Genomic DNA, 25,503 nt, shown 5'->3' on the forward strand with positions numbered 1-25,503 from the left:
CATGGCCGAAATTCGCGTCCAACATCTGAGAAAGGCCTTCGGCGATTTCGTCGCCGTCCAGGATTCCAACTTCGTCGTCGAGGACGGCGAGTTCTTCGTCATGCTGGGGCCATCGGGCTGCGGCAAGACGACGACACTGAGAATGATCGCCGGGCTCGAACTGCCGACCGGCGGCCAGATCCTGCTCGGCGGCGACGACGTCACCATGCTCAGGGCCCGCGAGCGCGACATCGCATTCGTCTTCCAGCTGTTCGCGCTCTATCCGCACATGAATGTGCGCAAGAACATCGGTTTTCCGCTCTTGGCGCAAGGCATGCCCTCGGCCGAGATCCGCACCCGCGTCGAGGAGACGGCGAAGCTTCTGCGCATCGACCATCTGCTCAACAAATCCGTATCCGGTCTTGCCGGCGGCGACCGCCAGCGCGTCGCGCTCGGCCGCGCCATCGTGAGGCGGCCGAAATGCTTCCTGATGGACGAGCCACTCGGCACGCTCGACACTGAATTCCGTGACCTAATGGTCCATGAGCTGCGCGAACTGCACAACCGCATCCACGCGACGACCGTGTACGTCACGCATGACCAAATGGAAGCCATGTCGATGGCCGACAAGATCGCAGTGATGAACCATGGCGTCATCGAGCAGTTCGGCAGCCCCCGCGAAATCTACGACCGCCCCGCTACCATGTTCGTGGCCGACTTCATCGGCTCGCCGCCGATGAATTTTTTGAAGTTTGGCGGCGGACTCACAAAAGGCGCGAAGGAGGTGGTCGTCCAGGGGGCGACAGTGGCAGTGCCAGAGGTGCGCGAGGACGTAGCGCCTGCCGACATGGCTCTCGGCATTCGCCCCGAACATATCCGCTTCGACGATGCATCCAAGCTGCGCGGCGCCATATACGGCACCGAATATCTCGGCACCACCCAGATCGTCGCGGTGGAAACGGCGGACGGCATCATCAAGGCTCGGGTGCCGGCCGAAATCCGGCTCAATGCTGGCGACCATGTCGGCCTCACACTGAACGGCGCGCGGCTGTCGCTGTTCGAAAAAGGCTCCGGGCGCGCGGTGAGAACGGCAATCCACGACACAGCGTCGTTGGGGAGAGCGCAGCATGGCTGACGTGCACATCAAAGGCGTGACCAAAAGCTTCGGCGACCATGTCGCCGTCAGCGGGCTCGACCTGCATATATCGGACGGCGAATTCGTCGTGCTGCTGGGGCCGACCGGCGCCGGCAAGACGACCACACTGCGGCTGATCGCAGGGCTGGAACGGCCGGATGCAGGCACGATCGAGATCGGCGGCCACAATGCCACGACCCTGTCACCGGCCGAGCGCGACACAGCCTTCGTCTTCCAGCAATATTCGCTCTATCCGCATCTGTCGGTGTTCGACAATCTCGCCTTCCCACTGCGCTCGCCGGCGCGGAAAATACCGGAAGACCAAATCCGCCGCCGGGTCGAGGAGGTCGCGAAGATGGTGCGCATCCATCACAAGCTTGCCAACCGTTCGACCAAATTGTCGGGCGGCGAAATGCAGCGCGTCGCCATCGGCCGCGCGCTGGTGCGCAAGCCTTCCATCTACCTGATGGACGAGCCGCTGTCGTCGCTCGACGCCAAGCTGCGCGCGGATCTCAGGCTCGAATTGAAGCGCATCCAGTCCGAGCTCGGTGCCACCATGCTCTACGTCACGCACGACCAGATCGAGGCGATGACCATGGCCGATCGGATCGGCATCCTCGCCGACGGCGTGCTGGTGCAGATCGGTTCACCACGAACCATTTATTCGGAACCGGCAAATCTGCATGTCGCTGCAAGGCTCGGCCAGCCGGCGATCAATCTTTTGCCGACTGGGCTGCTTCCCGATGGCGGCGCGCCGGCCGGCACCAGGACAATCGGCGCGCGCACCGAGCACCTGGCGATCGAGAAGGCCGTGAATGGCCATGCTGATGGCGTCGTCGACTGGGTCGAGCATCTCGGCGACCAGAACCATCTGCACGTGACGGTGGGGCCGAAGAAGCTGGTGACGCTGACCGATCCCGACACCGATCTGGCGCAAGGCGACAAGGTGGTGATCCGCTACCGCTCGCCGCTCTATTTCGGCGCCGACGGACAACGACTGATGTGAGCGGTTTCGGCGCCCCCCGCCAAGGCGACGCCGGCTTCTGATTGAAGATTGCGAATACGGGACGAATTCGATGAAGAACTTTTTCAACCGCAGGGAAACGATCGTCACCGAGGCCCTGGACGGCCTGTTGCGCACCATTGGCTCAGGCGACCTCGCGCGCCTCGACGGGTATCCCGAGATCAAGGTCGTGCTGCGCGCCGATTGGGACAAGTCCAAGGTTGCCGTCGTCTCCGGCGGCGGGGCCGGGCACGAGCCGTCGCATGCCGGCTTCGTCGGCAAGGGCATGCTGACGGCGGCGGTTTCGGGCGAGATCTTCGCCTCGCCGAGCGTCGAAGCGGTGCTGGCGGCCATTCGCGCGGTCGCCGGACCGGCCGGTTGCCTGCTGATCGTCAAGAACTACACCGGCGACCGGCTCAATTTCGGCCTCGCTGCCGAGAAGGCGCGCGCCGAAGGTTTTGCCGTCGAGATGGTGATCGTCGCCGACGACATCGCGCTGCCCTACATCACCCAGCCGCGCGGCGTTGCCGGCACATTATTCGTGCACAAGATATCAGGCCATCTGTCGGAAGCCGGCAAGGACCTGGTATCCGTCGCGGCGGCCGCGCGTGCGGCGGCAAAGGATATCATCTCGCTCGGAATGTCGTTGTCGTCCTGCTCCATTCCCGGCCAGCCGCACGAGGACAGGTTTGGCGAAAACGATGGCGAGCTCGGCCTCGGCATCCACGGTGAGCCGGGCGTCGAGCGCATCGCGGTGCAGAGTGCCGACAAGCTGGTGGCTGTCATGGCGGAGCGCCTCGCGGGGCGGCTCGACGCGAAGGCCGGCCATGCCTTGCTGATCAACAATCTCGGCTCCGTGCCGCCGCTCGAAATGTCGCTGGTTGCCAATGCGGTGCTTGCCTCACCGCTGGCAAAGACAGTGAAGTTCACAATCGGCCCCGGACCGTTGATGACGGCACTCAACATGAACGGGTTCTCGCTGTCGCTGATCCGGCTCGATGCGGCACGCGAGGCCGCCTTGCTGGCGCCAGTCGGCCCGCACGCCTGGATGCCGGCCAAGCCGCTCGTTGCGCCCGCTGTCGTACCGATAGCGAAAGCAGCCGGACAATGCGCGGCACACAGGGCCAGCCAGGATGCCGGCACCAGGCGCTTGATCGTCACGGTCTGCGAGAAGCTGATTTCGCTCGAAGCGGCATTGAACGGACTGGACGCCAAGGCGGGCGACGGCGACACCGGCTCGACGGTGGCGACCGGCGCACGAAGCATTCTTGATCGGCTCGACACGCTGCCGCTTGCCGACCCCGCGGCGACCCTAGGTGCAGTGGGCGACATATTGAGCGCATCGATGGGCGGCTCCAGCGGAGTGCTGCTGTCGATCTTTTTCACGGCGGCGGGACGGGCCTTGGACGGTGGCGCCGGTGTGCCCAAGGCCCTGCTCGCCGGGCTTGAACGCATGACCTTCTACGGTGGCGCCAAACCCGGCGATCGCACCATGATCGATGCGCTGGAACCGGCCTTGAAGGCCCTCGACGGCAAGGGCCTTGGCGACGCGGCGGCGGCAGCCCGGCGCGGTGCGGAAGCCACCGCGGCCATGGAGAAGGCAAAAGCCGGGCGATCCGCCTATGTCGGTGCCGGATTGCAGGGCGTGGTCGATCCCGGTGCTCATGCCGTGTCAGAGGTGTTCGCGGCCGCCGCCACACTGCTTGTCACGGCCTGAAGCATGCACCAGTTGTCGAACGACCGTTCTTTCGCTACTGCCGGCAAGGTGCAAACCGGGAATTCGGGCGACATGACGGCGCTGGACCTTTCGAGGCTAATCGCGGCCGCCGCGGATGCGATTGCCGCGCACGCCGAGGAATTGACGGCGCTCGACCAGGCGATCGGCGACGGCGACCACGGGCTGAACATGAAGCGCGGCTTCGACGCCGTACGGGCCGAGGCGGACGTGTTCGCCGCGAAGCCGCTGCCGGACGCCCTGAAGGCAATTGGCACCAAGCTGGTGATGACGGTGGGCGGCGCTTCCGGCCCGCTGTTCGGCACGCTGTTCATGGCGCTCGGCAAGGAGATTTCGGCGGAACCCGACCGCGCCAATCTGACGGCTGCCTTCCGCAAGGCGATCGAAGCGGTGGCCGCGCGCGGCAAGTCGCAGGTAGGGCAAAAAACCATGCTCGATGTGCTGCGGCCGGTGCATGACGCCTTGGCCGGGGAAAGGACGGCGGCTGAAATAGCCGACGTCGCCGACGCTGCCGCCGACGCGACGGTGCCTATGAAGGCACTGCGCGGCCGCGCCTCGTTCCTCGGAGACCGCTCGATCGGCCATATGGATGCCGGCGCGCGCTCGACCGCGCTGCTGGTGCGCACGCTGGCGCAAATCATTGGGGGCAAGGCATGAGCAATGTCGGGATCGTGATCGTCTCGCATTCGCCGCTGGTCGCGGAGGGCACGGCCGACATGGTACGCCAAATGGTCGGCGACGAGGTGCCGCTTGCGTGGTGCGGCGGAAACGGCCATGGCGGGCTCGGCACCAATGTCGAGGCGATCATGGGCGCCATTGACAAGGCCTGGTCGGACGCCGGCGTCGCCATTCTTGTCGATCTCGGCGGCGCCGAGACCAATTCGGAAATGGCGGTGGAATTGATCGGCGAACCGCGTGCGCACAAAATCATCGTCTGCAACGCGCCGATCGTCGAGGGCGCGGTGATGGCGGCGACCGAGGCATCCGGCGGCGCCTCGCTCCGGGAAGTGGTGGCGACGGCGCACGAATTGTCGCCGTCGTGAGCGAACGGGATTTTTGAACACATGTCCGCAACCGCCGAAGCGACCATCCTGATCACGCACGATGTGGGCCTGCATGCGCGTCCTTCGGTGAAGTTCACCAAGCTGGCCAAGAGCTTTGCCGCCGAGGTGGAGATTGCACTCGCCGCCAACGGCCCATGGTTCGATGCAAAAAGCATCGTCAAGGTGATGGCGGCCAAGGCGCCGAAGGGCACGGTGCTGCACATCAGGGCCAACGGCGATGGTGCCGATGATGCTATCCGCGCGCTGGTCGAACTGGTGCAGCGCGATTTCGACGAGGACGCCGGCCATGTCCGCTCGGCTTGAGGCCGATCCGCGCCTGCGCTCACCCGCTGGGAACGCGTGCCATGCGCATTGAGGGTGTTCCTGCCTCGGTCGGCTATGCCGAGGGACCTCTGTTCGACCTCGGCCGGCCCGCAGGCGTTTACGTTAGCAAGGCAAGCTCCGTCGAGGAGAGGACGTCGCTGCAAGCCGCGATCGGCAAGGCGGTGAACCGGCTCGTGGCCATGGTCGGGACCGCCGAGAAAGATGCCGCCGACATACTCGAATTCCACATCGCCATGCTGGAAGACGACGCGCTGAGCGGGCCGGCCTTCTCATCGATCGCTTCCGGAACACCCGCCGACACGGCCTGGCGGCAGGCGCTCGATGCCGAGATCGCCGGCTACGAGGCTTCGGACCAGGATTATTTCCGCGCCCGCGCCACGGACCTTCGGGATATCAGGGACCAGGTGCTGCGTGCCCTGACCGAGGACAGTGACCAAGCCGCGCCGTCCGGCGCCATCCTCTATGGCGAGGACATCGCGCCGACGCGCTTTCTCGAAACCGACTGGAGCCATGGCGGCGGCATCGCGCTGAAGGCAGGCAGCACCGCCAGCCATGTCGCCATGCTGGCACGCTCGCGTGGCGTGCCGATGGTCGTGGGCCTGCGCGAGCCGCTTGCCGCTGTTGCCGACATGGCACTGCTCGACGCGGAGCACGGCAATATCGTCCTGGCGCCCTCGCCCGCCGAGATCGGCTCGTTCCGGCAGTCATCCTCCTCCTTCACCGCCGGCCAGGGTAAGGCACGGACTTTTCTGGCGCGGCCGGCCGTGACAAAAACCGGCACGACGGTGCGCGTACAGGTCAACATCGCCGACCCTAGGGATGTCGATGCCATCGACATCGCGACCTGCGACGGTGTCGGCCTGATGCGCACCGAATTCCTGTTCGGCAAGACGCTACCGGATGAGGAGACGCAGTATCGTGCCTATCGCAAGGTGCTGGAATGGGCCGGCGAAAAACCGGTGACGATCCGTACCGTCGATGCCGGCGGCGACAAGCCGGTGCCAGGCTTCACCGTCGAGGAAGGCAATCCATTCCTTGGCCTGCGCGGCATCAGGCTGTCGCTGGCCAGGCCCGATATATTCCGGATTCAAATCAGGGCATTGCTGCGCGCCGCGCCACACGGCAATCTCAAAATCATGTTTCCGATGATCGCCACATCAGCAGAGTATGAAAGCGCCGCCGCCCTGTTCGCCGAGGAGCGGGTAGCCCTTGCCGCGCGCGGCATCGCGCAAAAAATGCCGCCGCTCGGCATCATGGTCGAAGTGCCCTCGGTGGCCATCGCGCCGGAGGCGTTTACCGGCGTCGCCTTCCTGTCGATCGGTTCCAACGATCTGACGCAATATGTGATGGCGGCCGCGCGCGACAATGCCGCTGTGGCACACCTGAATTCAGTCCGCCATCCTGCGGTGTTGAGGCTGATCGCCTCGGTCGCGGCCTTTGGACGGGAGACCGGGATTGCCGTCAGCCTGTGCGGCGATGCCGGCGGCGACCCGGCCTCTATTCCCTCGCTGCTGGAAGCCGGTCTGCGCGATCTTTCCGTGGCGCCGGCGCAACTCGCCATGGCCAAGGCGGCCATAGCCGACGTTCCGGTCTAGGCACGGCAGGCATGGCCGACATCAAACCCGAACCCGGTTCCGAAGAAGCGATCCGCGCCTACAAGACGATCCTGTCGCAAGTCATCGACCAGCGGCCGTCCGGCATGCGCCAGCGGCTCGCCGATGCGCTTGGCAAGCACCGCAGCTTCGTCACGCAGATTTCGAGCCCGAGCTACTCGATTCCCATTCCGTCGAAACATCTGCCGGCCATCTTTTCCGTCTGCCATTTCAGCCAGGCCGAGCGGGACCAGTTTCTTGCCGCCTATCACCAGGCACATCCCGGGAAGATCTCGGTCGCCGCGGGCGCGCGCAAGACAAGGCACGTTTCGCTCATCGTGCCGGATTTCGGCGACGACAAGCAGAATGCGGCGCTCGACCGAGCGATCAACGAATTCATCCAGAAGGTCACCAGCATCACCGGCAAGAGCGGCTGAACGACCCTTGATGCTGGCTATTTCGGGAGGAGACGGCCGTGAAGAAATTCATGAACTCGGTGGACACGGTACTGACCGAGAGCCTTGACGGTTTCGCGGCCGCCCATGCCGACATCCTTGTGCTTGGCGAGGAGCACAAATTCATCCGCCGCAAGATGCTCAAGCCGGGCAAGGTGGCGCTGATCTCCGGCGGCGGCTCCGGCCACGAGCCGCTGCATGGCGGCTTTGTCGGCCGTGGCATGCTGGACGCCGCCTGTCCCGGCCAGGTGTTCACCTCGCCGACACCGGATCAGATGCTGGCGGCCGCGCAAGCCGTCGACACCGGCGCCGGCTGCCTGTTCATCGTCAAGAACTACGAAGGCGACGTGATGAACTTCGAGATGGCGGCGGAGATGTCCGATGGCGTGCTGCAGGTCGTCACCAATGACGACGTCGCCGTCGAGAATTCGTCCTACACAACCGGGCGGCGCGGCGTGGCGGGCACGCTGGTGGTGGAAAAGATCGTTGGCGCCGCCGCCGAGCACGGGGTGGCGTTGCCGGCGTTGAAGGCGCTGGGTGACCGCGTCAACGACGCCACCCGCTCGATGGGCGTGGCATTGACCAGCGGCACCGTGCCGGCTGCCGGCAAACCGACCTTCGACATCGGCGAAGGCGAGATGGAATTCGGCGTCGGCATCCATGGCGAGCCCGGCCGCCGGCGCGACAGGCTGAAAAGCGCCGATGCGATTGTCGAAGAAATCTGCGCTGCGATCCTGGGCGATCTCGACGACAGGGCGAAAGGACCCGCGCTGCTGTTCGTCAACGGCTTCGGCGGCACGCCGCTGATGGAGCTCTATCTGATGTACAACAGCGCCCGCCGGATTTTCGAGCAACATGGCGTGACGGTTACCCGGTCGCTGGTCGGCACCTATGTCACCTCGCTCGACATGGCCGGCTGCTCGATCACGCTGACCCTGCTCGACGACGAACTGACGGAATGGTGGGACGCACCTGTCCACACCGCCGCGCTGCGCTGGGGCGTGTAAGGCTGGCTTCAGCCGCCCTTTTCTGCAACCATTCCGGACAATCCACTTAACGATGGATTTGTCCGCATCGATGCTGCCGTCTCTTACTCCAGCTGAAGAAAAACTGCTGCTGCGCTTCGCCGATCCGGAGGCTGCGGCGGGCGGGGACAATTTATCGGCGAAGGCCCTATCTGCCCTGCTCGACAATGCCGAATTCCACGGCGTCCTCCCGATCATGCTGCGCAAGCTCGGGGAGGGTGGCGATGCGCACCTGCCGTCGGATACTGGTTTGCGAGACAAACTCGACGACCTGCGCCAGAGGGCGACGATCGCCACCGGCCAGTCGATGCTGCTTCAGTACCATGGCGACCGCATCATGAAGGGAATGGCGGCGGAGGGTATTCCGGCGCGGATCGTCAAGGGGCCGGTCTTCGCGCGAAAACTCTATCGCAATGTATCCGACCGGCCTTTCACCGACATCGACATCATGGTCGAGCCCGCCAACCTTGCGCGGGCAAACCGGGTGATTGCGGCATGCGGCTTCGAGCTTGCCAGCAACGAGGCCGAATCCTACCGGCTGCAGGAATTCAAATGGCTGGAAAAGGAGAATTCCAGCCTGCTGGTCGAGTTGCATGGCGACCTTGTGCACGACATCGGCATGCGGCGGCGCCTGTCGCTGGGTTTTCGCGAGCTTGGCATCATCGATGGCGACGCGACGGATACGCCGGCCGCCCTTCTGACAATCGCCATCGTGCATGCCGCCGGCGGCCACAAATTCCACCGTCTGCAGCTTTGCGTCGACGTGCTGCAAGGTGTGAGGGCGCTGCAATCCCCGGTTTCGGAAACCCGCCTGCTCGACGCCGCGCGCATGACCGGCATCGAACTCGAACTTGCGATCGTGCTCAACGTAACCGGGCGGCTGTTCGACGAACCGCATGCGCTGGCACTCGCCGGGCGAATAAAGCCCGACCTGTCGATCCGACTGGCCAAGAAGCTGATCACGACCAACACGCTGCTCAGGGTCAATTCCCGGGAGAAGATCGGCTCGCGGCTACGCCGCGATGCCTTTCGCTGGATCCAGCGGCTGGCCAAGGCCAGGCCATACGCCGCTTGAGCGGATCGTCAGTCCAGTGATGCCAACCTAGCGCTTATCAGCGCCGCCGCATCGGCCGGACGCACGCCTACTTCCAGGGTAAAGGTCGGCACCGACGACACCAGTCCGCGGATCGCCGCCAACCTGCGCTTCTGCAGCGGCAGCAGACCGGTCGCGCCGGTGCGGACATTGTCCATCGCCAGCGCCACCATCGCGTCGGTCCGGGCCATGGGCGCGAGCCGGGTCTCTTCGTCGCCGGATCGCGCAAGATGCAGGAGCGCTGCGACCGGACGGGCGGTCGGACTTTCGATTTTTATGATCCCACTCAGCTTTTCCAGCGAAACAGCCTGTTCGCCATTGCGGTCCCATGACAGACCGAGGCATGGCGCCACAAGCGGGATCATCCGCGCGGTCTTCTCATGGATCTTGACATGGCGCGGCAAACCCCAGGCGGCAGGCGTGGGGGAAGCGAGATTCAGGATCATGGCGTCGTCGGAGCACAGGCCGAATCCTTGCGTTGCCAAGGCCAGCGATGTGGTGGTCTTGCCGGTGCCGCTCGGGGCATGGACCAGCACGACGGCGTCGCGGCCCGGCAGCGTCAGCCCGGCCGTGTGCAGCATATGCTGGCCGCCTGCGTCGAGTGCTGCGTCCAACACCAGCATCGATGGCGTCCAGGCGGCCTTCGCACCGGGGCGAACCCGGAGTTCGGCCCAACCCTCCTCGTCATTGACGACAACGGCTTGGCGTTCGGGAAAGACGAGATGGACCGTGCCGCCATCCGCGATCATCCGGCAGTAGCCGTCCTCCGATATCTCGCCCTCGAAGACGAGCGATCCGCTGGGCGCTTCGTCCAGAACGTCCGCCTCTGTGATCTCGAGACGAAAATCCGGCTCGACGGGACCTGTGACACGCAAGGTGCCCAGCATCCCGTCGAAATCCTGCCACAGGCCGGGGCGCTCGGCCGATATGCCGAGGATCTGGCCATTGAGGTCATAGAATACTGAAGGTCTGGTCAAGCGGAACGCACCTTCGTGGCGGCGGTGGCGGGGTGACGGTAGATCTCGACCATGCCGGGAAGGCTGTCACTGACCACCGGCTTGCCGTCCAGGCACACCCAGCAATGCGCCGCCAGCCGCGACGCTTGCAGCGACTTCGGATCGACGCCGAAACGCAGCTGCGGATCGAAACCGGCAAGGCGCAGGAAGCGATGGCCGAGCAAGCCCTCCCGCAAGCATCTGCGGTCACGCATCAGCCAGGGATGACGCACGGCACGGTTGACGCGGGCGACAATGTAGGGGGCAGGCAGGCCGCGATAGGGCGCCGGCGAGGCGAGCGGCGCCCATTTCAGCACGTCCTCGAAGCTGCGATTGGCAATGAGAATTGGCATCAGCCGCGCGCTTGCCCAGAGATGACAGCGGAACAAGGCGCGCAGGAGAGGACCGTCCACCATCAAGCGGTGCCTTCAGCCATCAAGCCTGGAGCAGCGAGAATGCCTTCCGAGACCAGATCGCTGGCCAGCGCCGCCATGTCCTCGTCAAGCGTGCCCTTGTCGATTTCGAACTCCTCGCAAAGCAGGCCGACGATCTGGCCGAGGCTGCGCGCGCCATCCACCTTGTCGAGAAAGGCTTCGGTCGTCCCGTTGCAGGTATAAAGCTGGCCGCTGCGCGCCAAAAGCACCACCGCGCCGTCGCCGACATGCTGAACCGAGGCATCGTCCGCCAGTCGCAGAACCGTTCCAGAGGCAATTTCCATAACGAACCCCAAAAGCCATGCAAAACCCGGAAATGAGATAGCGCGGTGGTGGGGCGCTGTCTATTGGTCGGCCGGGATGGCTCGCGTGGCTTTATTTTGCGGACATACTCTCGTGAGGCCGCAACATCCATCCAGAGTCGAAAATCGTCCCAGAAATAGTCGCCGGAAAGGCGCGCCAGGCAAGCATGCTGACCGGCGGCACCGTTGCTTTTCTTCCCTGAGATAAGGTAAGAACTCCTCGGGTCTTGGGGAGATAGCGTATGCGTTACAATTGGGAGCGAGCTCCGACGACTTTCGAACGTCATCGAAAAGCTCTGGCGACAGCCATTTTGATCTTCGGCGGCGTCGGTCTCATGCTGGTGGCCTTGCCGATCTAGCGCCGTCGACATTCGCCCAACGAATCCGGCTTGTTAGACGGCAATCGACGAATTGTTCAGCGGGTTGTTCGGTCACCGCTATGAAGCGGCGATCGCACCCTTAAAAAAGCCCTGGCTGAAGCGCTGCACCAGCACGACGATCACCGCCGGCTTGCCGGCCGGTGTTCACAGGATCCGACAGGCTGTAGGAGGTCGGACGGTTCCTCGAGCCTGGCCTCGATCGACCATTGATGGCGCATGCGCTCACATCCTCTCGCTCGATATCGTCGGACAGCGGGCATCCCGGTCAGGACAAGACCGGTTCAAACGAAAATCAGGGAAGACAGCGCCGGAAAAAACAGCATAGGCTGTTTGCAAAGACGGCAAATGGTTTCCGGGAGGGTACGGATGGCTTCACGCTATCACGAGATCTATGACGGCTGGAAACGCGACCCGGAAAAATTCTGGGCCGACGCGGCCGGCGCCATCGACTGGTATTCGCCCTGGAACAGGGTGTTCGATGCCACCGCCGGCGTCTACGGCCGCTGGTTCACCGGCGCGACCTGCAACACCTGCTACAATGCCCTTGACCGGCATGTCGCCGGCGGGCGGGCCGACCAGATCGCGCTGATATACGACAGCGCCATCACCGGCACGGTGAAAAAGTTCACCTATGCCGAACTGAAGCGCGAGGTGGTGGCGCTGACCTCGGTGTTAAAGAACCGCGGCGTCGGCAAGGGTGACCGCGTCATCATCTACATGCCGATGGTGGCGGAAGCGGCCATCGCCATGCTCGCCTGCGCCCGCATCGGCGCCGTGCATTCGGTCGTCTTCGGTGGTTTTGCCTCGCATGAGCTCGCCACCCGCATCGACGACGCCAGGCCGAAGCTGATCATCTCGGCGTCCTGCGGCCTGGAACCCGGCCGCGTCGTCGCCTACAAGCCGCTGCTCGACAAGGCGATAGAGATATCCCGCCACAAGCCGGACGCCTGCCTGATCCTGCAGCGCGACCAGTTGCGCTGCGATTTGAAGGACCATTTCGACATCGACTATGCCGACGCCGTCGCTCGTGAGCGCGCAGCCGGCGCCAATGTCGACTGCGTGCCGGTGCTGGCCACCGACCCACTCTACATCATCTACACGTCAGGCACGACGGGCCAGCCCAAGGGCATCGTGCGGGACAATGGCGGCCACATGGTCGCGCTGAAATGGACGATGGAAAACGAGTTCGGCGTGAAGCCCGGGGAAGTGTTCTGGGCGGCGTCCGATGTCGGTTGGGTGGTCGGCCATTCCTACATCGTCTACGGCCCGCTGCTGCATGGCTGCACCAGCATCATGTTCGAAGGCAAGCCGATCGGCACGCCCGACGCCGGCACCTACTGGCGCGTTATCGCGGAACATGGCGTGGTTGCGTTGTTCACCGCGCCGACTGCCTTCCGCGCCATCAAGGGGCAGGATCCCAAAGGCGAGTTCGTGCCGAAATACGATCTGTCGAAATTCCGCACCCTGTTCCTGGCCGGCGAACGCGCCGACCCCGAAACCATCAAATGGGCGGAGCAGAAGCTGAACGTGCCGGTTGTCGATCATTGGTGGCAGACCGAGACCGGATCGCCGATGACGATCAACCCCGCCGGGCTCGGCCTGTTGCCGGTGAAGTACGGCTCGCCCGGGGTACCGATGCCCGGCTACGATATCCGCGTGCTCGACGATGCCGGCCATGAGGTGCCGCGCGGCACGCTCGGCAATGTCGTGGTAAAGCTGCCGCTGCCCCCGGGCTGCCTGCCGACCCTGTGGAACGCCGATGCCCGCTTCCGCCAGGCCTATCTCGATGAGTTCCCCGGCTTCTACAAGACGGCGGATGCCGGCATGATCGACGAGGACGGGTATCTCTACGTGATGGCCCGCACCGACGATATCATCAACGTTGCCGGCCACCGATTGTCGACGGGCGCCATGGAAGAGGTGCTGGCCGCCCATCCCGATGTCGCCGAATGCGCCGTCGTCGGCATCGCCGATGCGATGAAGGGCCAGATTCCGCTCGGCTTCGTGGTGCTGAACGCCGGTGTCGCGCGCGACGGCGCCGCCATCGAGAAGGAGGTCGTCGCGCTGGTGCGCGAGCGCATCGGCCCGGTGGCCGCCTTCAAGACCGTGGTGACGATCAAGCGCCTGCCCAAGACGCGCTCGGGCAAGATCCTGCGCGGCACCATGCAGAAGATCGCCGACAAGGAAGCGTGGATGATGCCTGCAACCATCGACGACCCCGCCATCCTCGATGAGATCACCGCTGCCCTGACGGAGCGCGGAATCGGCGTGTAAGGAGCACTGCCGGGAACCTGACTGGAGCTACCGTTGCGCGATGTTGCGACGCGGCGAACTTTGTGATGACCGCTGGGCGCAATCGTAGATTGTGCGATGCAACATTCCGCCCTACAGTTTCCGCGGGGGGCCATTCGATTGGATCGCATGGCTCAGAAAAAAATAACCTTTGGCGGTATCGACATCCTGCGGTTTCTCGCCGCCGTGCTGGTCATGGTCTATCACTACGGCTTCTGGGTGTGGGCCTATCCCGACGGCATCTCGGCGCAAGCGACTGGTGGCGTTCCGGCGCAGCCTGGGATCGGCGCCTGGGTCGGGTCCGGCTGGGTAGGCGTCGAGATCTTCTTCGTCATCAGCGGTTTCGTCATTGCCTTCAGCGCCGAGAATTCGACGCCGCTGCGGTTTTTCGAGGCAAGGGTCAAAAGGCTGGCGCCGGCGGTCTGGATTTGTGCCCCGATCACCACGGCGCTGTTGCTGCTGATCGGCTTGAGCTGGCCGACCGATGCGGTGGTTCGGCTCGTGCGCACCGGCCTGTTCGCGCCTTATGGTCCCTGGGTGGACAGCGTCTACTGGACGCTCGGCATCGAAATCGCCTTCTACGCCATCGTCTGGATCCTGCTGCGGCTCGGCCGTTTCCATCTGATGGAAAGGGTTGCGATCGTCATCGGCATGATCAGCACGCTGTTCTGGTGCCTTTATTATCCGCTCGGCTGGTCCGCCTTCGCCGAGACGCGGTGGCTGCAGCTCGTGCTGGTGCATCATGGCTCATTCTTCGCGGTCGGCGTGCTCATCTGGCTGATGCGGTTCAAGGCGGTGACGGCGTCTCGCCTTGGCTTCTGCCTGCTGTTCCTCGGCGGTGGGGTGCTGCAGATCGCCAGCTCCGTCGACGTCCATAGCATCAAAGTCGGAGCCGTGATGCCGTACGGGCCGCCAATCTTGATCTTCCTCGCGGCCATCGCGCTGATGGCGTGGTCGCTCACGCTTGATCTCAGATGGAGCGGCTGGCGCCGGATCGGCCTGATGACCTATCCGCTCTATCTGATCCACGACGTCATCGGCGCGGCGATGCTCGGCGCCATGGTGCGCTCCGGGCTGCCTTATCTCCTGTCGATGGCAATGGTCGGCGCGACCATGATCGCGGCAAGCTGGCTGGTGGCAACCGAGGCCGAACCGCGCATCCGGCTGCTGCTCGACCACACGCTTTTCCGTTACCGGCTGAAGGCGGCATAGCCTCGAGCTATACGCCGCTCCGCCTCATGTCCGGCCGCATGAACGGCGGCCGGACGGTGCCGAAACTTTGCGCGATTCGGAATGAGAACCGCTGCGCGGGTTCAAGACATGATGGCAACGGCCTTATCTCAGACCGCCGCCTTCGAACGCACTTCCGACTTGTCGAGATAATAGCTCGAGTACTTGTCGAAGAATTTCTCCGACGCGCCGAACGACCCGTATTTGGCGAGCTTCTTCAGGTCGACCTTGTTCAGCACCGCGCCGACGATCTTGTTGGCGACATAGGGCTCGGATTCCAGCATCGAGCGCACCATGGCGCGCGGCGTGCGGCCCCATTCGGTGACGAGCACGAAGCCGTCGACCAGCGGCGCGAAGGCCTTGGCGTCGACCACCGGGCCAAGCGGCGGCAGATCGACGACGATGTATTCGAAGGTCTCCTTGGCGTTTTCGATGAAACGACGCATGCCGGCCGAGGAGAGAAGCTCGCTGGTGTGCGAGAAATGGCCGCGCAGCACAGCCGGGATGATCGCCAGCTTGGTCTGCCTGTCGATCTTGCCGACGGACTGCCAGGTCTGGCCGCTCACCACCGCTTCCATCAAGCCTTGCTCGGCTTCCATGCCGAGGCTGCGGCTAAGGCCCGGATTGCGCAGATCGCCATCGATGAGCAGCGTCCTGGAGCCATTGGCGGCGAGCAGCCCGGCGAGATTGGCCGCGACCGTCGACTTGCCTTCGCCGGGCAGGACCGAGATCACGCCGATGACGCGGCTCCCTTGCCCTTCCATCACCACATCGAAGGCGATCTTGGCGCTGCGCAGCGTTTCGGAGAACATCGATGCCGGAGCGTCGATGCTCACCCGCATCCGTGCGCGCCTTTCGATGGCGGCCGGCGACCTGGCGACCTTGAGATCGGGTTCGGCTGGCTTGTCTTCCTTGCTCGGTTTGCTGCCGATGGTCGGCAGGTACCCGAGGAATTTGAGGCCGACGCGGTCGCGGACCTCCTCGCCGGTCCTGAAGAACCGCTCGTTGAACTCGTTGAGGCCGCCGAAGCCGGCGCCCATCAGAACCCCGAGCACCAACGAAAGGCCGAGCACGATGACGGTGCGCGGGCTCGAGGCGGCAAGCGGCGTCGACGCATCCGAGATGATGCGGATCTTGCCGACCGGGAAGGATTGCTGCTGCGCGGCTTCCTCGTAGCGTCCGAGGAACGTCTGGTAGAGCGTGGAGAGTGCCGTCGCCTTCTGATCGAGATCACGCAATTGGACCTGCGACTGGTTGTCGATCGAACTCTTGCCCTGCGCGGCGGCGACATTGGCCCTGAGCGCGGTCTCGCGCGCCAACGCCACCTCATACTCGTTGCGGTAGCTTTCGGTGAGCTGCTTCAGTTCGCCGAAGATCTGCGTCGAGATGTCGGCCTTCTCCTTGGCGAGCGCCACCGCCTGCGGATGCTGCGGGCCGAAATTCGCCTCGACATCCTGCTGCCGTTTGGCGACCGTGAGGTAGCGGGTCTTCAGCGCCGCAATGACCGAGCTGGCTGGCTGGTCGCTGGATATGGCGGCATCCTTGAAAGCGTTGTCCGAGCCGCTGTCGACGATCGACTTGTATTGCTGGTAACGGGCGCTGGCACGCGCCGTGTCGGCCTGCGCCACGATGAGCTGGGCGTTCAGGTCGGCGAGCTGCTTGTCGCTCATCAGCTGGCCGTCGCTGTTGGCGGACAGGCCGTGTTCGGCCCTGAATTTCTCGACCGCCAGCGATGCCTGCTGCGAGCTCTCGCGCAGCTCCGTCAATCGGCCCTGCAGCCAGACCGCCGCGCGCTCGGTGGCGTCGAAGCTGGCGTCGAGCTGGTCGGCGAGATAGGCGTCGGCATAGGCCTTGGTGATGGCCTTCGCCAATGCCGGATCCGTCGCCTGGTAGCCAAGCGCGATAACGTAGCTTCGCCCGACGCGATCCGCCCGGATCTCGTTCTGCAGTTTGAGGATGGCGTAGTCGCGGCGCGACGTGGCGATCAGCGCATCGCGCGCGGCGGGGTCGAGCTTGGTGATATCGCCGACGCCCGGCATGACCGGGCTGCTCGGACGAACATACTGGATCAGACCACGGACCAGGCCGACGCCCTGGGCAAGGGCCGACTGGGGCGGGTTCATGAACGTGTCGTTCTGGTCGAGCTTGAGCTTGTCGACGACCACGGCGGCAAGCCGCGTCGAGGTCAGGATCTCGATCTGGCTCAGAATCGCGGAATCGGTCTGCATCGTCGTCGATGCCGCCGAGATGTCGTCGACGATCTTGTTCAGACCTTCATCGATCAACACGCTGGAAACCGACACGAATTTTGGTGGCGTGGTCTGCAGATAGAGCATGCCCAGGAAAAGGCCGATGATGGCGCACACGCCAACCACCTTGGCCTGCCGTGCGGCCATGCCAAGCAGCCGCTCGATGTCGATGAAGTCGTCGCCGTCTCCTGCTTCCGAATTCGGCAATGGCATCCTCTTGTCGAGAGGAAAATTGGCATAATTCATCTTCGGTCCAATTCTGGCTTGTCTCGCTCGCAGGCCCCCGAGAGATCGGGAGCATTGGCAGGCGCGACACACGCTTGGTGCCGGACAGCGCGGAGCCGGCCGGCGCCTCCGCCGTCAGCCACCCGACAATACTCCCGAAAGATGGGCATTATGCGGCTTCTTCCTGGCGTTCATGCGTCCGGACGAACTCCCGGAGCATCTCGAAAACCGGACCCTTCATATCGTCGCGCGCCAGCGCGAAGGCGATATTGGCCTGGATGAACCCTTCCTTGGACCCGCAGTCGAACATGCGCCCCTTGAAAGGCTGGGCAAAGAATGGCTGCTCCTGCGACAGGCGAACCATGGCGTCGGTCAGCTGGATCTCGTTGCCGGCGCCGCGCTGCTGGTTGCCCAGAAGCTGGAATATCTCGGGCTGCAGGATATAACGGCCATTGATGTAGAAATTCGACGGTGCGTTGGCCGGCGCCGGCTTTTCGATCATGGCCGTCACCTCGAAACCGCCGCCAATGTCGGCGCCACGGCCGACAATGCCATATTTGTTGGTCTCGGTGGGATCGCAACGCTCGACGGCGATGACGTTGCCGCCGGTCTGTGCATAGAGGTCGGTGATCTCGGCCAGGCATCCGCGCCCGCCGAAGGAGACCATGTCAGGCAAAAGCAGGGCAAAGGGCTCGTTGCCGATGACCTCGCGGGCGCACCAGACGGCATGGCCGAGGCCTTGCGGCGACTGCTGGCGGATGAAGGAGGTGGCGCCGGCCACCGGCAGCATGCTTTCGAGCGTCTCCAGCTGAGTCTTCTTGCCAGTTTGCTCCAGGGTTCCGATCAATTCCGGATGCAGGTCGAAATAGTCCTCTATGACCGCCTTGTTGCGGCCGGTGACGAAGACGATGTGCTCGATGCCGGCCTCGAAGGCCTCGTCCACCGCATATTGCACGACGGGCCTGTCGACGACGGGAAGCATTTCCTTCGGCATCGACTTGGTCGCCGGCAGGAACCGCGTTCCAAGCCCCGCCACCGGTATCACGGCCTTCCTGATTTTCTTCATCGCAAATTCCTTCTGAGGAGATCGACTACAGTCCATTCACAGGCCACGAAAAATCCCTCCATGTGCCTGCATCTTCACCTCCCCGCCCCCACGGCAAACTGTGCCGCTACTCTTCGCAACCGCGCGGCGATCGGCATGCCCATATGCCTGACCGCCGCCGGGTCGCTGAGCGCCGTCCGGATCGCCTTGAGCGGGGACCGCGCCTTGATGTGCTGGACCATCGCCAGGAACGAGGCCGCCTTGCGCAGGCTGCGGCCGCGCCGGGCGAATGCCGCCTGCGCGGCCGCGTCCATCGAATGGGTTTGAGCGAAAATCTCGTCGGCCTTGCGCATCGCCTCGACGTGATGAGGCTCGAGCACGCGCGAGATGGAGCCGCTGCGGATATGATAGGCATAGCCGATTTCAGGCTCCACCACGCATCTGCCGCCCATGGCCAGGGCTTCGGCAAACAGGATGTAGTCCTCGCCGATCCTCAGCTTCTCGTCATAGCGAAGCCGGTTTTCGTCAAGGAACCGGCGCAGGAAGATCGGCTTGAGATAGCCGAGATTGAACTTCGATCCGAAGACGACGTTGCCGGCGATGTAGGTCGCCAGCGAAATCTCGCGCAGGCCTTCCAGATACCGGCGCGGGAACATCGCGTCCTCGACCACGCCGTCCTCACGGACGACCTGGAGATTGTCTACGGCGATCTCGGCGCCCGCTTTTTCGGCGCGGCCGATCATGGCGGCGACGCGTCCGGGAAAGACGGCGTCGTCGGCATCGAGAACCGCTATCCACCTGCCGCGGGCGGCGTCGAGCCCGGCATTCCTGGCCCCTCCGGGGCCCCTGTTCTTTTCCAGCGCCACGACACGCACGACATGCTCGGGATAGGCCCTCGCCACATCAAGCGTGGCATCACGCGACTTGTCGTCGACGACGATGATCTCGAGGCTGACGCCCTTCTGGGCGATGGCGCTGGCGACCGCCCTATCAAGGGTTGCCTCGGCATTGTAGGCGGCGATCACAAAGGAAACATCGGGCACGGACGAAATGTCAGGCTGCACGCTTGCCTCCTTCCCCTGGTGAAGGCTGGCCATAGAGGCGCAGTTCGCGGATACCGACAAGACCGCTGACAACGCCGACATGCATGATGCCGCGCAAGACACTGCGGTTCCTGCGGACCGGACTGGCTGCAACCGGAAGTGCCGCGGCGAAGCAAAAAGCGGCCTTTGCCGCGGCAAGGCCGGCCTGCTTTACTCGCGCGATGCCGCTGGCGCCGCGGCCCAGGAGATGGCCGTGCGTCTGGCCAACCCGGAAGCGGCGGCGGCTGAGCCAGTCGAATGCGGCCCTGGCCCTCGGCACCGCCTCGTCGACCCATGCCTCCGGCGCAAAGGCGATCCGGCCGCCTGCCTTGTGCATCTGGTCGAAGAATTCGGTGTCCTCGCCGCCGGTCTGGCCGCGCGCCAGGCTGAAGCGGCGGCCGCGCAAGCTGTCGGATGCCCTGCGCAGCAGGACGTTGCAGGTGTAGCCGGTGCGGATTTCGCCGTGCACGCGGACCGGCAAGGTGGAATGGAAATCGCCGCGGCGCATCCATTCCGGCGCATCCGGACGATAGAGCGCGCGCACCGGGCCGAGAACCGCGGCGGCGCCGCTTTTTTCGGCCGTTGCCACCAGTTCGGCGAGCCAGTGGGCCGTAGCGGTCTCATCGTCGTCGATGAAGGCCAGGAAATCAGCCTCGCTGGCCTCGAGACAAGCGTTGCGAGCGATCGAGATGTTGCGGGCCGGGCAATGCCGGTAGCGGACCGGCAACTTCAATTCCTGCGACAGCACCGTCACCAGGTCCCTGGCGCTCGGCGTGTCGTCATTGTCGGCGACGATGACGCCGACCTCGAAGCCGTCAGGCATGGCCAGGGCGGCGAGCGAGCGCAGCGTGTCGGCCAGTTCCGGCCGCCGGAATGTGCACACGCCGATGTCGATGCTGCGATGCTTGACCTCAACCGCCATCACGCCGCCCTCCGCCGCGTGCCGAGGCCGAGAAGCTGCAGCCAGAAGCCGACGGACCAGCCGAAATGCATGACCATCGCCGAGACGCCGGCAAGCGCGATATCGGCATTGCGCTGGCTGATCGCCGCCACCAGGCCGTAGCCCAGGCACACCGCCACCCACAGCAATAGCGGCAGCGCCGCGATCCAGTGCACGAAGGAGAAGGCCGCCAGCAGAACCACCGGGAAGACCGCCAGCGGCACCATCTGCCTGACCTTCGGGATCACACGATGTTTCAGCACGTTCTTGGCGCGGCCGCGGCCATAGCCGAGATACTGGACATAAAGGCCGCGCAGCGAGGTCCGCGGATAATAGACCATCTGCGTCCTGCCGCTCATCCAGATCCTGTAGCCGGCCCGCCTCAGCCGATAGTCCAGTTCCGCATCCTCATTGTGGCTGAACGTCTCGTCATAGCCGCCGACGGCCTGGAAGGCCGATATCCGCATCAGTGCGTGATGGCCGTGGTCGACCCACTCCCCGGCGGAGAGATGGCGATGCTTGGAGCCGCCGGTGCCGAGCTTGGAGTTCTGCGCCGCCGCCGCCGCTTTCTGCACCGTGCCGCTGCCGCTGGTCAGCATCGACACCACGACCGAATCCGCCCCGGTCGCCAACGCCTCCTCGACCAGTCGGTCGCAATAGTCGTCGGGATAGCCGCCGTGGGCGTCGATGCGGATCAGATAGTGCGCACCCTCGCCGAATTTGGCCACCGCCAGGTTGATCGCGGCGCTCTGGATGCGCTTTTCGTTGTGAAGCAGGATGATGCGAGGGTCGTTCCTCTGGCGCTCGCCGACAATGGCCAGCGTGCCGTCGGTGCTGCCACCATCAGCAACGACGATCCGCGCGCCAAGCCGTTCCGCCGCCGGGCAAAGCTGGTCGAGCAGCGCACCGATATGAGTCGCCTCGTCGAGACACGGGATCACGATCAGGGTGGAGGCAAGCGCTTGCGTCATCGGGCGATGTCCATCCTATGCCAGGGCCTCGGTCGCGAGCGGCCCGCGCACAGTGGTCAGGCCGCGCAGTTTTTCGACTAGCGCGCCGCAGTCGCTGCGATCGTAGCTCCACATCCTCGGATTGTGGGCCAGCACGCGCGCCTTCAGCCTGCCGAAGCGGTGCTGTTCCATCCCGCCAAGCGCGGTTTCGAGCGCTTCGGGCGTGGCCTGCGGCAGCAAAACGCCGATCTCGCGCTGCCGCAGGAACCGTCCGGTCTCGGTGTTGTCCATCGAGATCGGCACCGCGCCGAAGCGGCAGCCTTCATAAAGGCGGTTGGGCAGCAGCCATTCGGAGTTCTGTCCCTCCTCGAAGAAATCGATCGCCCAGGAGAAATGGACGTCGTGATAGATCGCCGCCATGTCCTCCGGGTTGCGGTACGGCCCGCGAAACGACATGTAAGGTTCGGCATCGACGAAGGCATGGAAATCCGGGAACTCGGAAAGTGCCGGGCGGCCGCGCAGCACGATTTCGAACCGGCCTTCCATGTGACGCGTGAAACCGGCCAGCAGTTCGAGCGAGCGGCGGCACCGGAGCGCCCCGAACCAGCCGATCCGCCACGGCGGAGCGAGAGGTCCTTCCACCGCCTCGCGCTCGGCGGGCAGAATCGCCGCCGCCTCGAAATATTTGTTCTCGACCAGTTCCACCGGCGCCGCGACCTGGCGGAAAGGCTTGAAATAGTTGGCGATGAAGGCGGGCGAACTGGTCACCAGCAGCCGCACATCCCGCGCCAGATGACGCTCGGTGGCGCGCAGCGCCTTGCCCAGGACATCGTCGCGAAGCACCAGGCGGTGAATGTCGAGACATTCGTAGACGATCGGGACAGCGGCGCCGAAAGCCGACCGGGCGCGGCGGGCCAGCGCCAGCATCTCCAGGTTACGCGCGATGATGATGTCGGGCTTCGGCACGTCCCTGAGCTTCGAACCTATCGAAACCGCTGTTTTTGCCACCGCCGCCAGGCGCTGGGCGAATCGCCCGTCGCGCGTCGCGCCAAGGTCGATTGGCCGCAAGCCTTCGATGTCGGCAATCGGAGTGGCGGCGCGGCGGAAGCCCGCCAGGGTAACCCGGGCGCCACCTGTCCTGAGCATCGTGATCCGCCGGCGAACCGCCGGGTCGGAAACATCATGTACCAGGTACAAGACATGCAGCATGAAAACTCGACCGCTGTTTGACCCACCCAGGGGAAGCCTAGTACAGCTCTTGCTGCATCGCAACATTTTTGGCGCACCGTTCCACGTTTTCTGTTGCACTGCAAAATTATTGCCGTAGTTTGTGGTCGGCGGCGGTTGTGGATTTCGGGGCTCCGAAATCCGCGCAAAGATCAGGAATCCTGAATTTGGAAGCCAATCCATTCGATCCGCCGGAAGGCTCACTGCGCAAATCGGTCGGCCGCGGTGCCGTCGTGACCGCAATGGCGCAATCGGTGCGGGTCGCTACGCAGATCATTTCCGTCATCGTGCTGTCGCGACTCCTGTCGCCGCAGGATTTCGGCGTCGTGGCCATGTGCGCTCCTGTGCTCGCCTTCATCGCCCTGTTCCAGGATTTCGGCCTGACCCAGGCGACCATCCAGAAATCGGGCATCCGGCATGAGGAGGTGAACTACCTCTTCTGGATCAATGTCGCCGTCAGCGCGGTCCTCGCCTGCGTGCTCGCGGGCGCGGCACCCCTGGTCGCCGCGTTCTATGGCGAGCCGCGCGTCGCCGGTCTGGTGGCGGCACTGGGATTGCAGATCCTGGCTTATGGCCTAGGCGCCCAGCATCTGGCTCTGCTGACGCGTCGCATGCAGTTCGGTCGCCTGGCGATCATCGACGTCGCCGGGGCCGTCGCGGGGCTGGCCGTCTCGATCGCCTGGACTTTCATCGACCGTTCCTACTGGGCGCTGTTTGCCGGCACGCTGACCGGCGCGGTGCTGCCGACGCTGTGCTACTGGGCCAGCTCGCGCTGGCGCCCAGGCATGCCGCGCAAGGTCGTCGGGATCAGCGAGCTGATCAATTTCGGTGCCGGGATCACCGGTTTCAATTTCGCCAATTTCTTCGCCCGCAATCTCGACAACGTGTTGATCGGCAAATACTGGGGCGAGGCCCAGCTCGGACTCTACGACCGCGCCTACAAGCTGCTCCTGTTCCCGCTCAGCCAGATCACCAATCCGCTGTCGAAGGTGATGGTGCCGGCGCTGTCGCGACTGAAGGACGAGCCGGACCGCTATCGCAGCGCCTATTTGCGCGTGATGCCGCTGATCCTTCTGGTGGCGCTGCCCGGCGTCGCTTTCGCCACCGCGATGTCGGATGTGCTGATCCCCTTCGTGCTCGGCGAGCAGTGGCGCGCCAGCGCCTCGATCTTCCTGGCGCTCGGCTTTGCCGGCCTGCTGCAGCCGCTCAACAATCCGGCTGGTTGGCTTTTCGTCAGCCAGGGCCGGTCCGGCGACTTCATGCGCTGGGGCATCATCACGGCGGTGACCTCGGTGCTTGCCTTCGCGCTCGGCCTGCCCTACGGCGCGCTCGGCGTGGCGGTCGCCTATGCGGTCAGCGAGTATCTGCGCACGCCCTTCCTATGGCTCTATGTCGGCAAGAGCGGACCGCTGCGAGCCAGCCATGTGCTGCGCACGGCAGCGCCGTTCGTGATTGGCGCGCATCTGGCGCTTGGGGCGGTCTGGCTGGTCAAGCCGATGCTGCCGCAGCAGCATGTCGTCGCCTTGGCAAGCGGCGTCATCCTGGCCTACGCGATCACCATCGTCGTCGCGCTGACCTTCGCCGCCGGGCGCGAAGCCTTGCGGGAGGCCTTGAAAATGCTGCCGGCAAGGGCGCCGGCGGCGACGCCGCGCGAGGCGCAATAATTTCGGCGCCTTTGTCGTCTATCCCATATCCCACCCGAGCATCAGGCCTGATCCATGCACTACCGATCGATCTCCGACATGAACGACGCCATCGTGAGCAACCTTCATCGGCTGCCACGCGACATCGACCTGGTGGTCGGCGTTCCCAGAAGCGGCGTGCTGGCGGCGACGCTGGTCAGCCTTGCGGCCAACATTCCGATGACTGACCTGGACTCCTTCCTCGAAGGCAGGGTCTACACGTCAGGCATCACCAAGCGCCGCGCGGCCCTGGACCGCAAGGTTTCGGACATGCGCAAGGTGCTGGTGATCGACGACAGCATCGCCGGCGGTAATGCGATGCGCGACGCCCGTGCCCGCATCAAGAGCGGCGGTATCGAGGCTGACTACACCTTTGCCGCCGTCTTCGGCCTGGAGCCGGAGCATCAGGAGACCGATCTGGTGTTCGAGATCGTGCCGCATCCGCGCATGTTCCAGTGGAACTTCATGCATCATAAATTCCTGGCGCAATGCTGTGTCGATATAGACGGGGTGCTGTGTCTCGATCCGACCGAGGCCGAGAACGACGACGGGCCGGCCTATGAAAAATTCCTCAGCGAAGCGCGGCCGCTTCATGCCGTGACCCACAAGATCGGCTGGCTGGTCACCAGCCGGCTCGAGAAATACCGTGCATTGACGGAGGCGTGGCTCGCCAAGCACGAGATCAAGTATGACAAGCTGATCATGCTCGATCTGCCGAGCAAGGCGGAGCGCCAGCGGCTTGGCGCGCATGGCAGTTTCAAGGCCGATTTCTATCGCAAATCCGACGCCATCCTGTTCATCGAAAGCGAACATGCCCAAGCGCTGAGGATTGCCAAACTGTCGGGGAAACCGGTCCTGTGCGTCGAGACGCACATGGTCAGTTTTCCCGATGCGCTGTCGCTCCCAGCACTTGGGCAGGCCGCGCGAAACCTGCCGGCGAGGCTGCGCCAGGTCAACTCGCAGGAGGGCCGCAAGAGCGCCGCCAAGACCATTGCCCGCGCCCTGCTCGGTGCACGCGGCTATGAAACGCTGAAGAACAGGGTCAAGCGCCCAGCCTGATGCAGA

General features: G+C 64.3%; 23 protein-coding genes. 14 read left to right on the forward strand and 9 right to left on the reverse strand.

The window, feature by feature from the left end:
• Position 1: 1 nt before the first annotated feature.
• From FJ527_RS02770 to FJ527_RS02815, 10 genes are all read left to right on the forward strand, one after another.
• Positions 2 to 1,114 (forward strand): ABC transporter ATP-binding protein, encoded by a 1,113-nt coding sequence (locus tag FJ527_RS02770; RefSeq protein WP_140714262.1) that lies wholly within the window; start codon positions 2 to 4, stop codon positions 1,112 to 1,114.
• Positions 1,107 to 2,120, forward strand: a complete 1,014-nt coding sequence (locus FJ527_RS02775) for an ABC transporter ATP-binding protein (RefSeq protein ID WP_140723247.1) — start codon at positions 1,107 to 1,109, stop codon at positions 2,118 to 2,120. The genes FJ527_RS02770 and FJ527_RS02775 overlap by 8 nt, the downstream gene beginning before the upstream one ends.
• A 70-nt stretch (positions 2,121 to 2,190) precedes the next feature.
• Entirely contained in the window at positions 2,191 to 3,834 is a 1,644-nt protein-coding gene (locus FJ527_RS02780) for a dihydroxyacetone kinase subunit DhaK (protein ID WP_140821582.1), read from the forward strand.
• Between the two features lie 72 nt (positions 3,835 to 3,906).
• Positions 3,907 to 4,509 (forward strand): dihydroxyacetone kinase subunit DhaL, encoded by a 603-nt coding sequence (dhaL, locus tag FJ527_RS02785; protein WP_140821584.1) that lies wholly within the window; start codon positions 3,907 to 3,909, stop codon positions 4,507 to 4,509.
• Positions 4,506 to 4,895 (forward strand): dihydroxyacetone kinase phosphoryl donor subunit DhaM, encoded by a 390-nt coding sequence (dhaM, locus tag FJ527_RS02790; RefSeq protein ID WP_015314198.1) that lies wholly within the window; start codon positions 4,506 to 4,508, stop codon positions 4,893 to 4,895. Before dhaL ends, dhaM begins: the two co-directional genes overlap by 4 nt.
• 21 nt (positions 4,896 to 4,916) lie before the next feature.
• Positions 4,917 to 5,219, forward strand: coding sequence for an HPr family phosphocarrier protein (locus tag FJ527_RS02795; RefSeq protein WP_140660521.1), 303 nt, complete (start codon positions 4,917 to 4,919; stop codon positions 5,217 to 5,219).
• 41 nt (positions 5,220 to 5,260) lie between these two features.
• Positions 5,261 to 6,835, forward strand: a complete 1,575-nt coding sequence (gene ptsP, locus FJ527_RS02800) for a phosphoenolpyruvate--protein phosphotransferase (protein WP_140821586.1) — start codon at positions 5,261 to 5,263, stop codon at positions 6,833 to 6,835.
• A gap of 11 nt (positions 6,836 to 6,846) precedes the next feature.
• A complete protein-coding gene (locus FJ527_RS02805; protein WP_015314201.1) occupies positions 6,847 to 7,269 on the forward strand; it encodes a hypothetical protein in 423 nt (140 codons plus the stop codon).
• Between the two features lie 38 nt (positions 7,270 to 7,307).
• Positions 7,308 to 8,294 carry a dihydroxyacetone kinase subunit DhaK gene (gene dhaK, locus FJ527_RS02810; RefSeq protein WP_140821588.1) on the forward strand — a complete coding sequence of 329 codons (987 nt, stop codon included), beginning with the start codon at positions 7,308 to 7,310 and terminating at the stop codon, positions 8,292 to 8,294.
• Between the two features lie 52 nt (positions 8,295 to 8,346).
• On the forward strand, positions 8,347 to 9,387 hold the full coding sequence (locus tag FJ527_RS02815) for a nucleotidyltransferase family protein (protein WP_246677671.1): 1,041 nt from the start codon (positions 8,347 to 8,349) through the stop codon (positions 9,385 to 9,387).
• A gap of 8 nt (positions 9,388 to 9,395) precedes the next feature.
• Here the strand turns inward: FJ527_RS02815 and FJ527_RS02820 are convergent, their stop codons facing one another.
• The 3 genes from FJ527_RS02820 to FJ527_RS02830 are packed head-to-tail and all read right to left on the reverse strand — an operon-like array spanning position 9,396 to position 11,118.
• Positions 9,396 to 10,382, reverse strand: coding sequence for a serine kinase (locus FJ527_RS02820; RefSeq protein ID WP_140821590.1), 987 nt, complete (start codon positions 10,380 to 10,382; stop codon positions 9,396 to 9,398).
• The gene (locus tag FJ527_RS02825) at positions 10,379 to 10,816 is read right to left on the reverse strand and encodes a lasso peptide biosynthesis B2 protein (protein ID WP_140614927.1); all 438 of its coding nucleotides are present in this window, start codon (positions 10,814 to 10,816) and stop codon (positions 10,379 to 10,381) included. Before FJ527_RS02825 ends, FJ527_RS02820 begins: the two co-directional genes overlap by 4 nt.
• Complete coding sequence (locus FJ527_RS02830; RefSeq protein ID WP_015314206.1) at positions 10,816 to 11,118, reverse strand: PqqD family protein; 303 nt, start codon at positions 11,116 to 11,118, stop codon at positions 10,816 to 10,818. Before FJ527_RS02830 ends, FJ527_RS02825 begins: the two co-directional genes overlap by 1 nt.
• A 764-nt stretch (positions 11,119 to 11,882) precedes the next feature.
• Between FJ527_RS02830 and FJ527_RS02835 the strand changes: the two genes are divergently transcribed.
• Both FJ527_RS02835 and FJ527_RS02840 read left to right on the forward strand, forming a co-directional pair.
• Positions 11,883 to 13,790 carry a propionyl-CoA synthetase gene (locus FJ527_RS02835; RefSeq protein WP_140821592.1) on the forward strand — a complete coding sequence of 636 codons (1,908 nt, stop codon included), beginning with the start codon at positions 11,883 to 11,885 and terminating at the stop codon, positions 13,788 to 13,790.
• A gap of 147 nt (positions 13,791 to 13,937) precedes the next feature.
• Positions 13,938 to 15,020: an acyltransferase gene (locus tag FJ527_RS02840; protein WP_015314208.1), complete on the forward strand. Its 1,083-nt coding sequence runs from the start codon at positions 13,938 to 13,940 to the stop codon at positions 15,018 to 15,020.
• A gap of 128 nt (positions 15,021 to 15,148) precedes the next feature.
• Here FJ527_RS02840 and FJ527_RS02845 read toward each other — a convergent pair whose 3' ends face one another.
• The 6 genes from FJ527_RS02845 to FJ527_RS02870 form a co-directional block, all read right to left on the reverse strand.
• The gene (locus FJ527_RS02845; protein ID WP_015314209.1) at positions 15,149 to 17,533 is read right to left on the reverse strand and encodes a polysaccharide biosynthesis tyrosine autokinase; all 2,385 of its coding nucleotides are present in this window, start codon (positions 17,531 to 17,533) and stop codon (positions 15,149 to 15,151) included.
• A gap of 148 nt (positions 17,534 to 17,681) precedes the next feature.
• Positions 17,682 to 18,578, reverse strand: a complete 897-nt coding sequence (locus FJ527_RS02850; RefSeq protein WP_140821594.1) for a UTP--glucose-1-phosphate uridylyltransferase — start codon at positions 18,576 to 18,578, stop codon at positions 17,682 to 17,684.
• Between the two features lie 74 nt (positions 18,579 to 18,652).
• Positions 18,653 to 19,621, reverse strand: a complete 969-nt coding sequence (locus tag FJ527_RS02855) for a glycosyltransferase family 2 protein (protein ID WP_140821596.1) — start codon at positions 19,619 to 19,621, stop codon at positions 18,653 to 18,655.
• Positions 19,611 to 20,561 (reverse strand): glycosyltransferase family 2 protein, encoded by a 951-nt coding sequence (locus FJ527_RS02860; protein ID WP_140821740.1) that lies wholly within the window; start codon positions 20,559 to 20,561, stop codon positions 19,611 to 19,613. Before FJ527_RS02860 ends, FJ527_RS02855 begins: the two co-directional genes overlap by 11 nt.
• The gene (locus tag FJ527_RS02865) at positions 20,561 to 21,550 is read right to left on the reverse strand and encodes a glycosyltransferase family 2 protein (protein ID WP_140714284.1); all 990 of its coding nucleotides are present in this window, start codon (positions 21,548 to 21,550) and stop codon (positions 20,561 to 20,563) included. The genes FJ527_RS02860 and FJ527_RS02865 overlap by 1 nt, the downstream gene beginning before the upstream one ends.
• 15 nt (positions 21,551 to 21,565) lie before the next feature.
• Positions 21,566 to 22,738 carry a glycosyltransferase family 4 protein gene (locus FJ527_RS02870; protein WP_140791611.1) on the reverse strand — a complete coding sequence of 391 codons (1,173 nt, stop codon included), beginning with the start codon at positions 22,736 to 22,738 and terminating at the stop codon, positions 21,566 to 21,568.
• Between the two features lie 185 nt (positions 22,739 to 22,923).
• Between FJ527_RS02870 and FJ527_RS02875 the strand changes: the two genes are divergently transcribed.
• Together FJ527_RS02875 and FJ527_RS02880 are read left to right on the forward strand one after the other, a co-directional pair.
• On the forward strand, positions 22,924 to 24,420 hold the full coding sequence (locus FJ527_RS02875; RefSeq protein ID WP_140660022.1) for a lipopolysaccharide biosynthesis protein: 1,497 nt from the start codon (positions 22,924 to 22,926) through the stop codon (positions 24,418 to 24,420).
• A gap of 54 nt (positions 24,421 to 24,474) precedes the next feature.
• On the forward strand, positions 24,475 to 25,497 hold the full coding sequence (locus FJ527_RS02880) for a phosphoribosyltransferase family protein (protein WP_140821598.1): 1,023 nt from the start codon (positions 24,475 to 24,477) through the stop codon (positions 25,495 to 25,497).
• The last annotated feature ends 6 nt before the right edge of the window (positions 25,498 to 25,503 follow it).

The organism is Mesorhizobium sp. B2-4-18 (genome assembly GCF_006441385.1).
GTDB classification, from domain to species: domain Bacteria; phylum Pseudomonadota; class Alphaproteobacteria; order Rhizobiales; family Rhizobiaceae; genus Mesorhizobium; species Mesorhizobium australicum.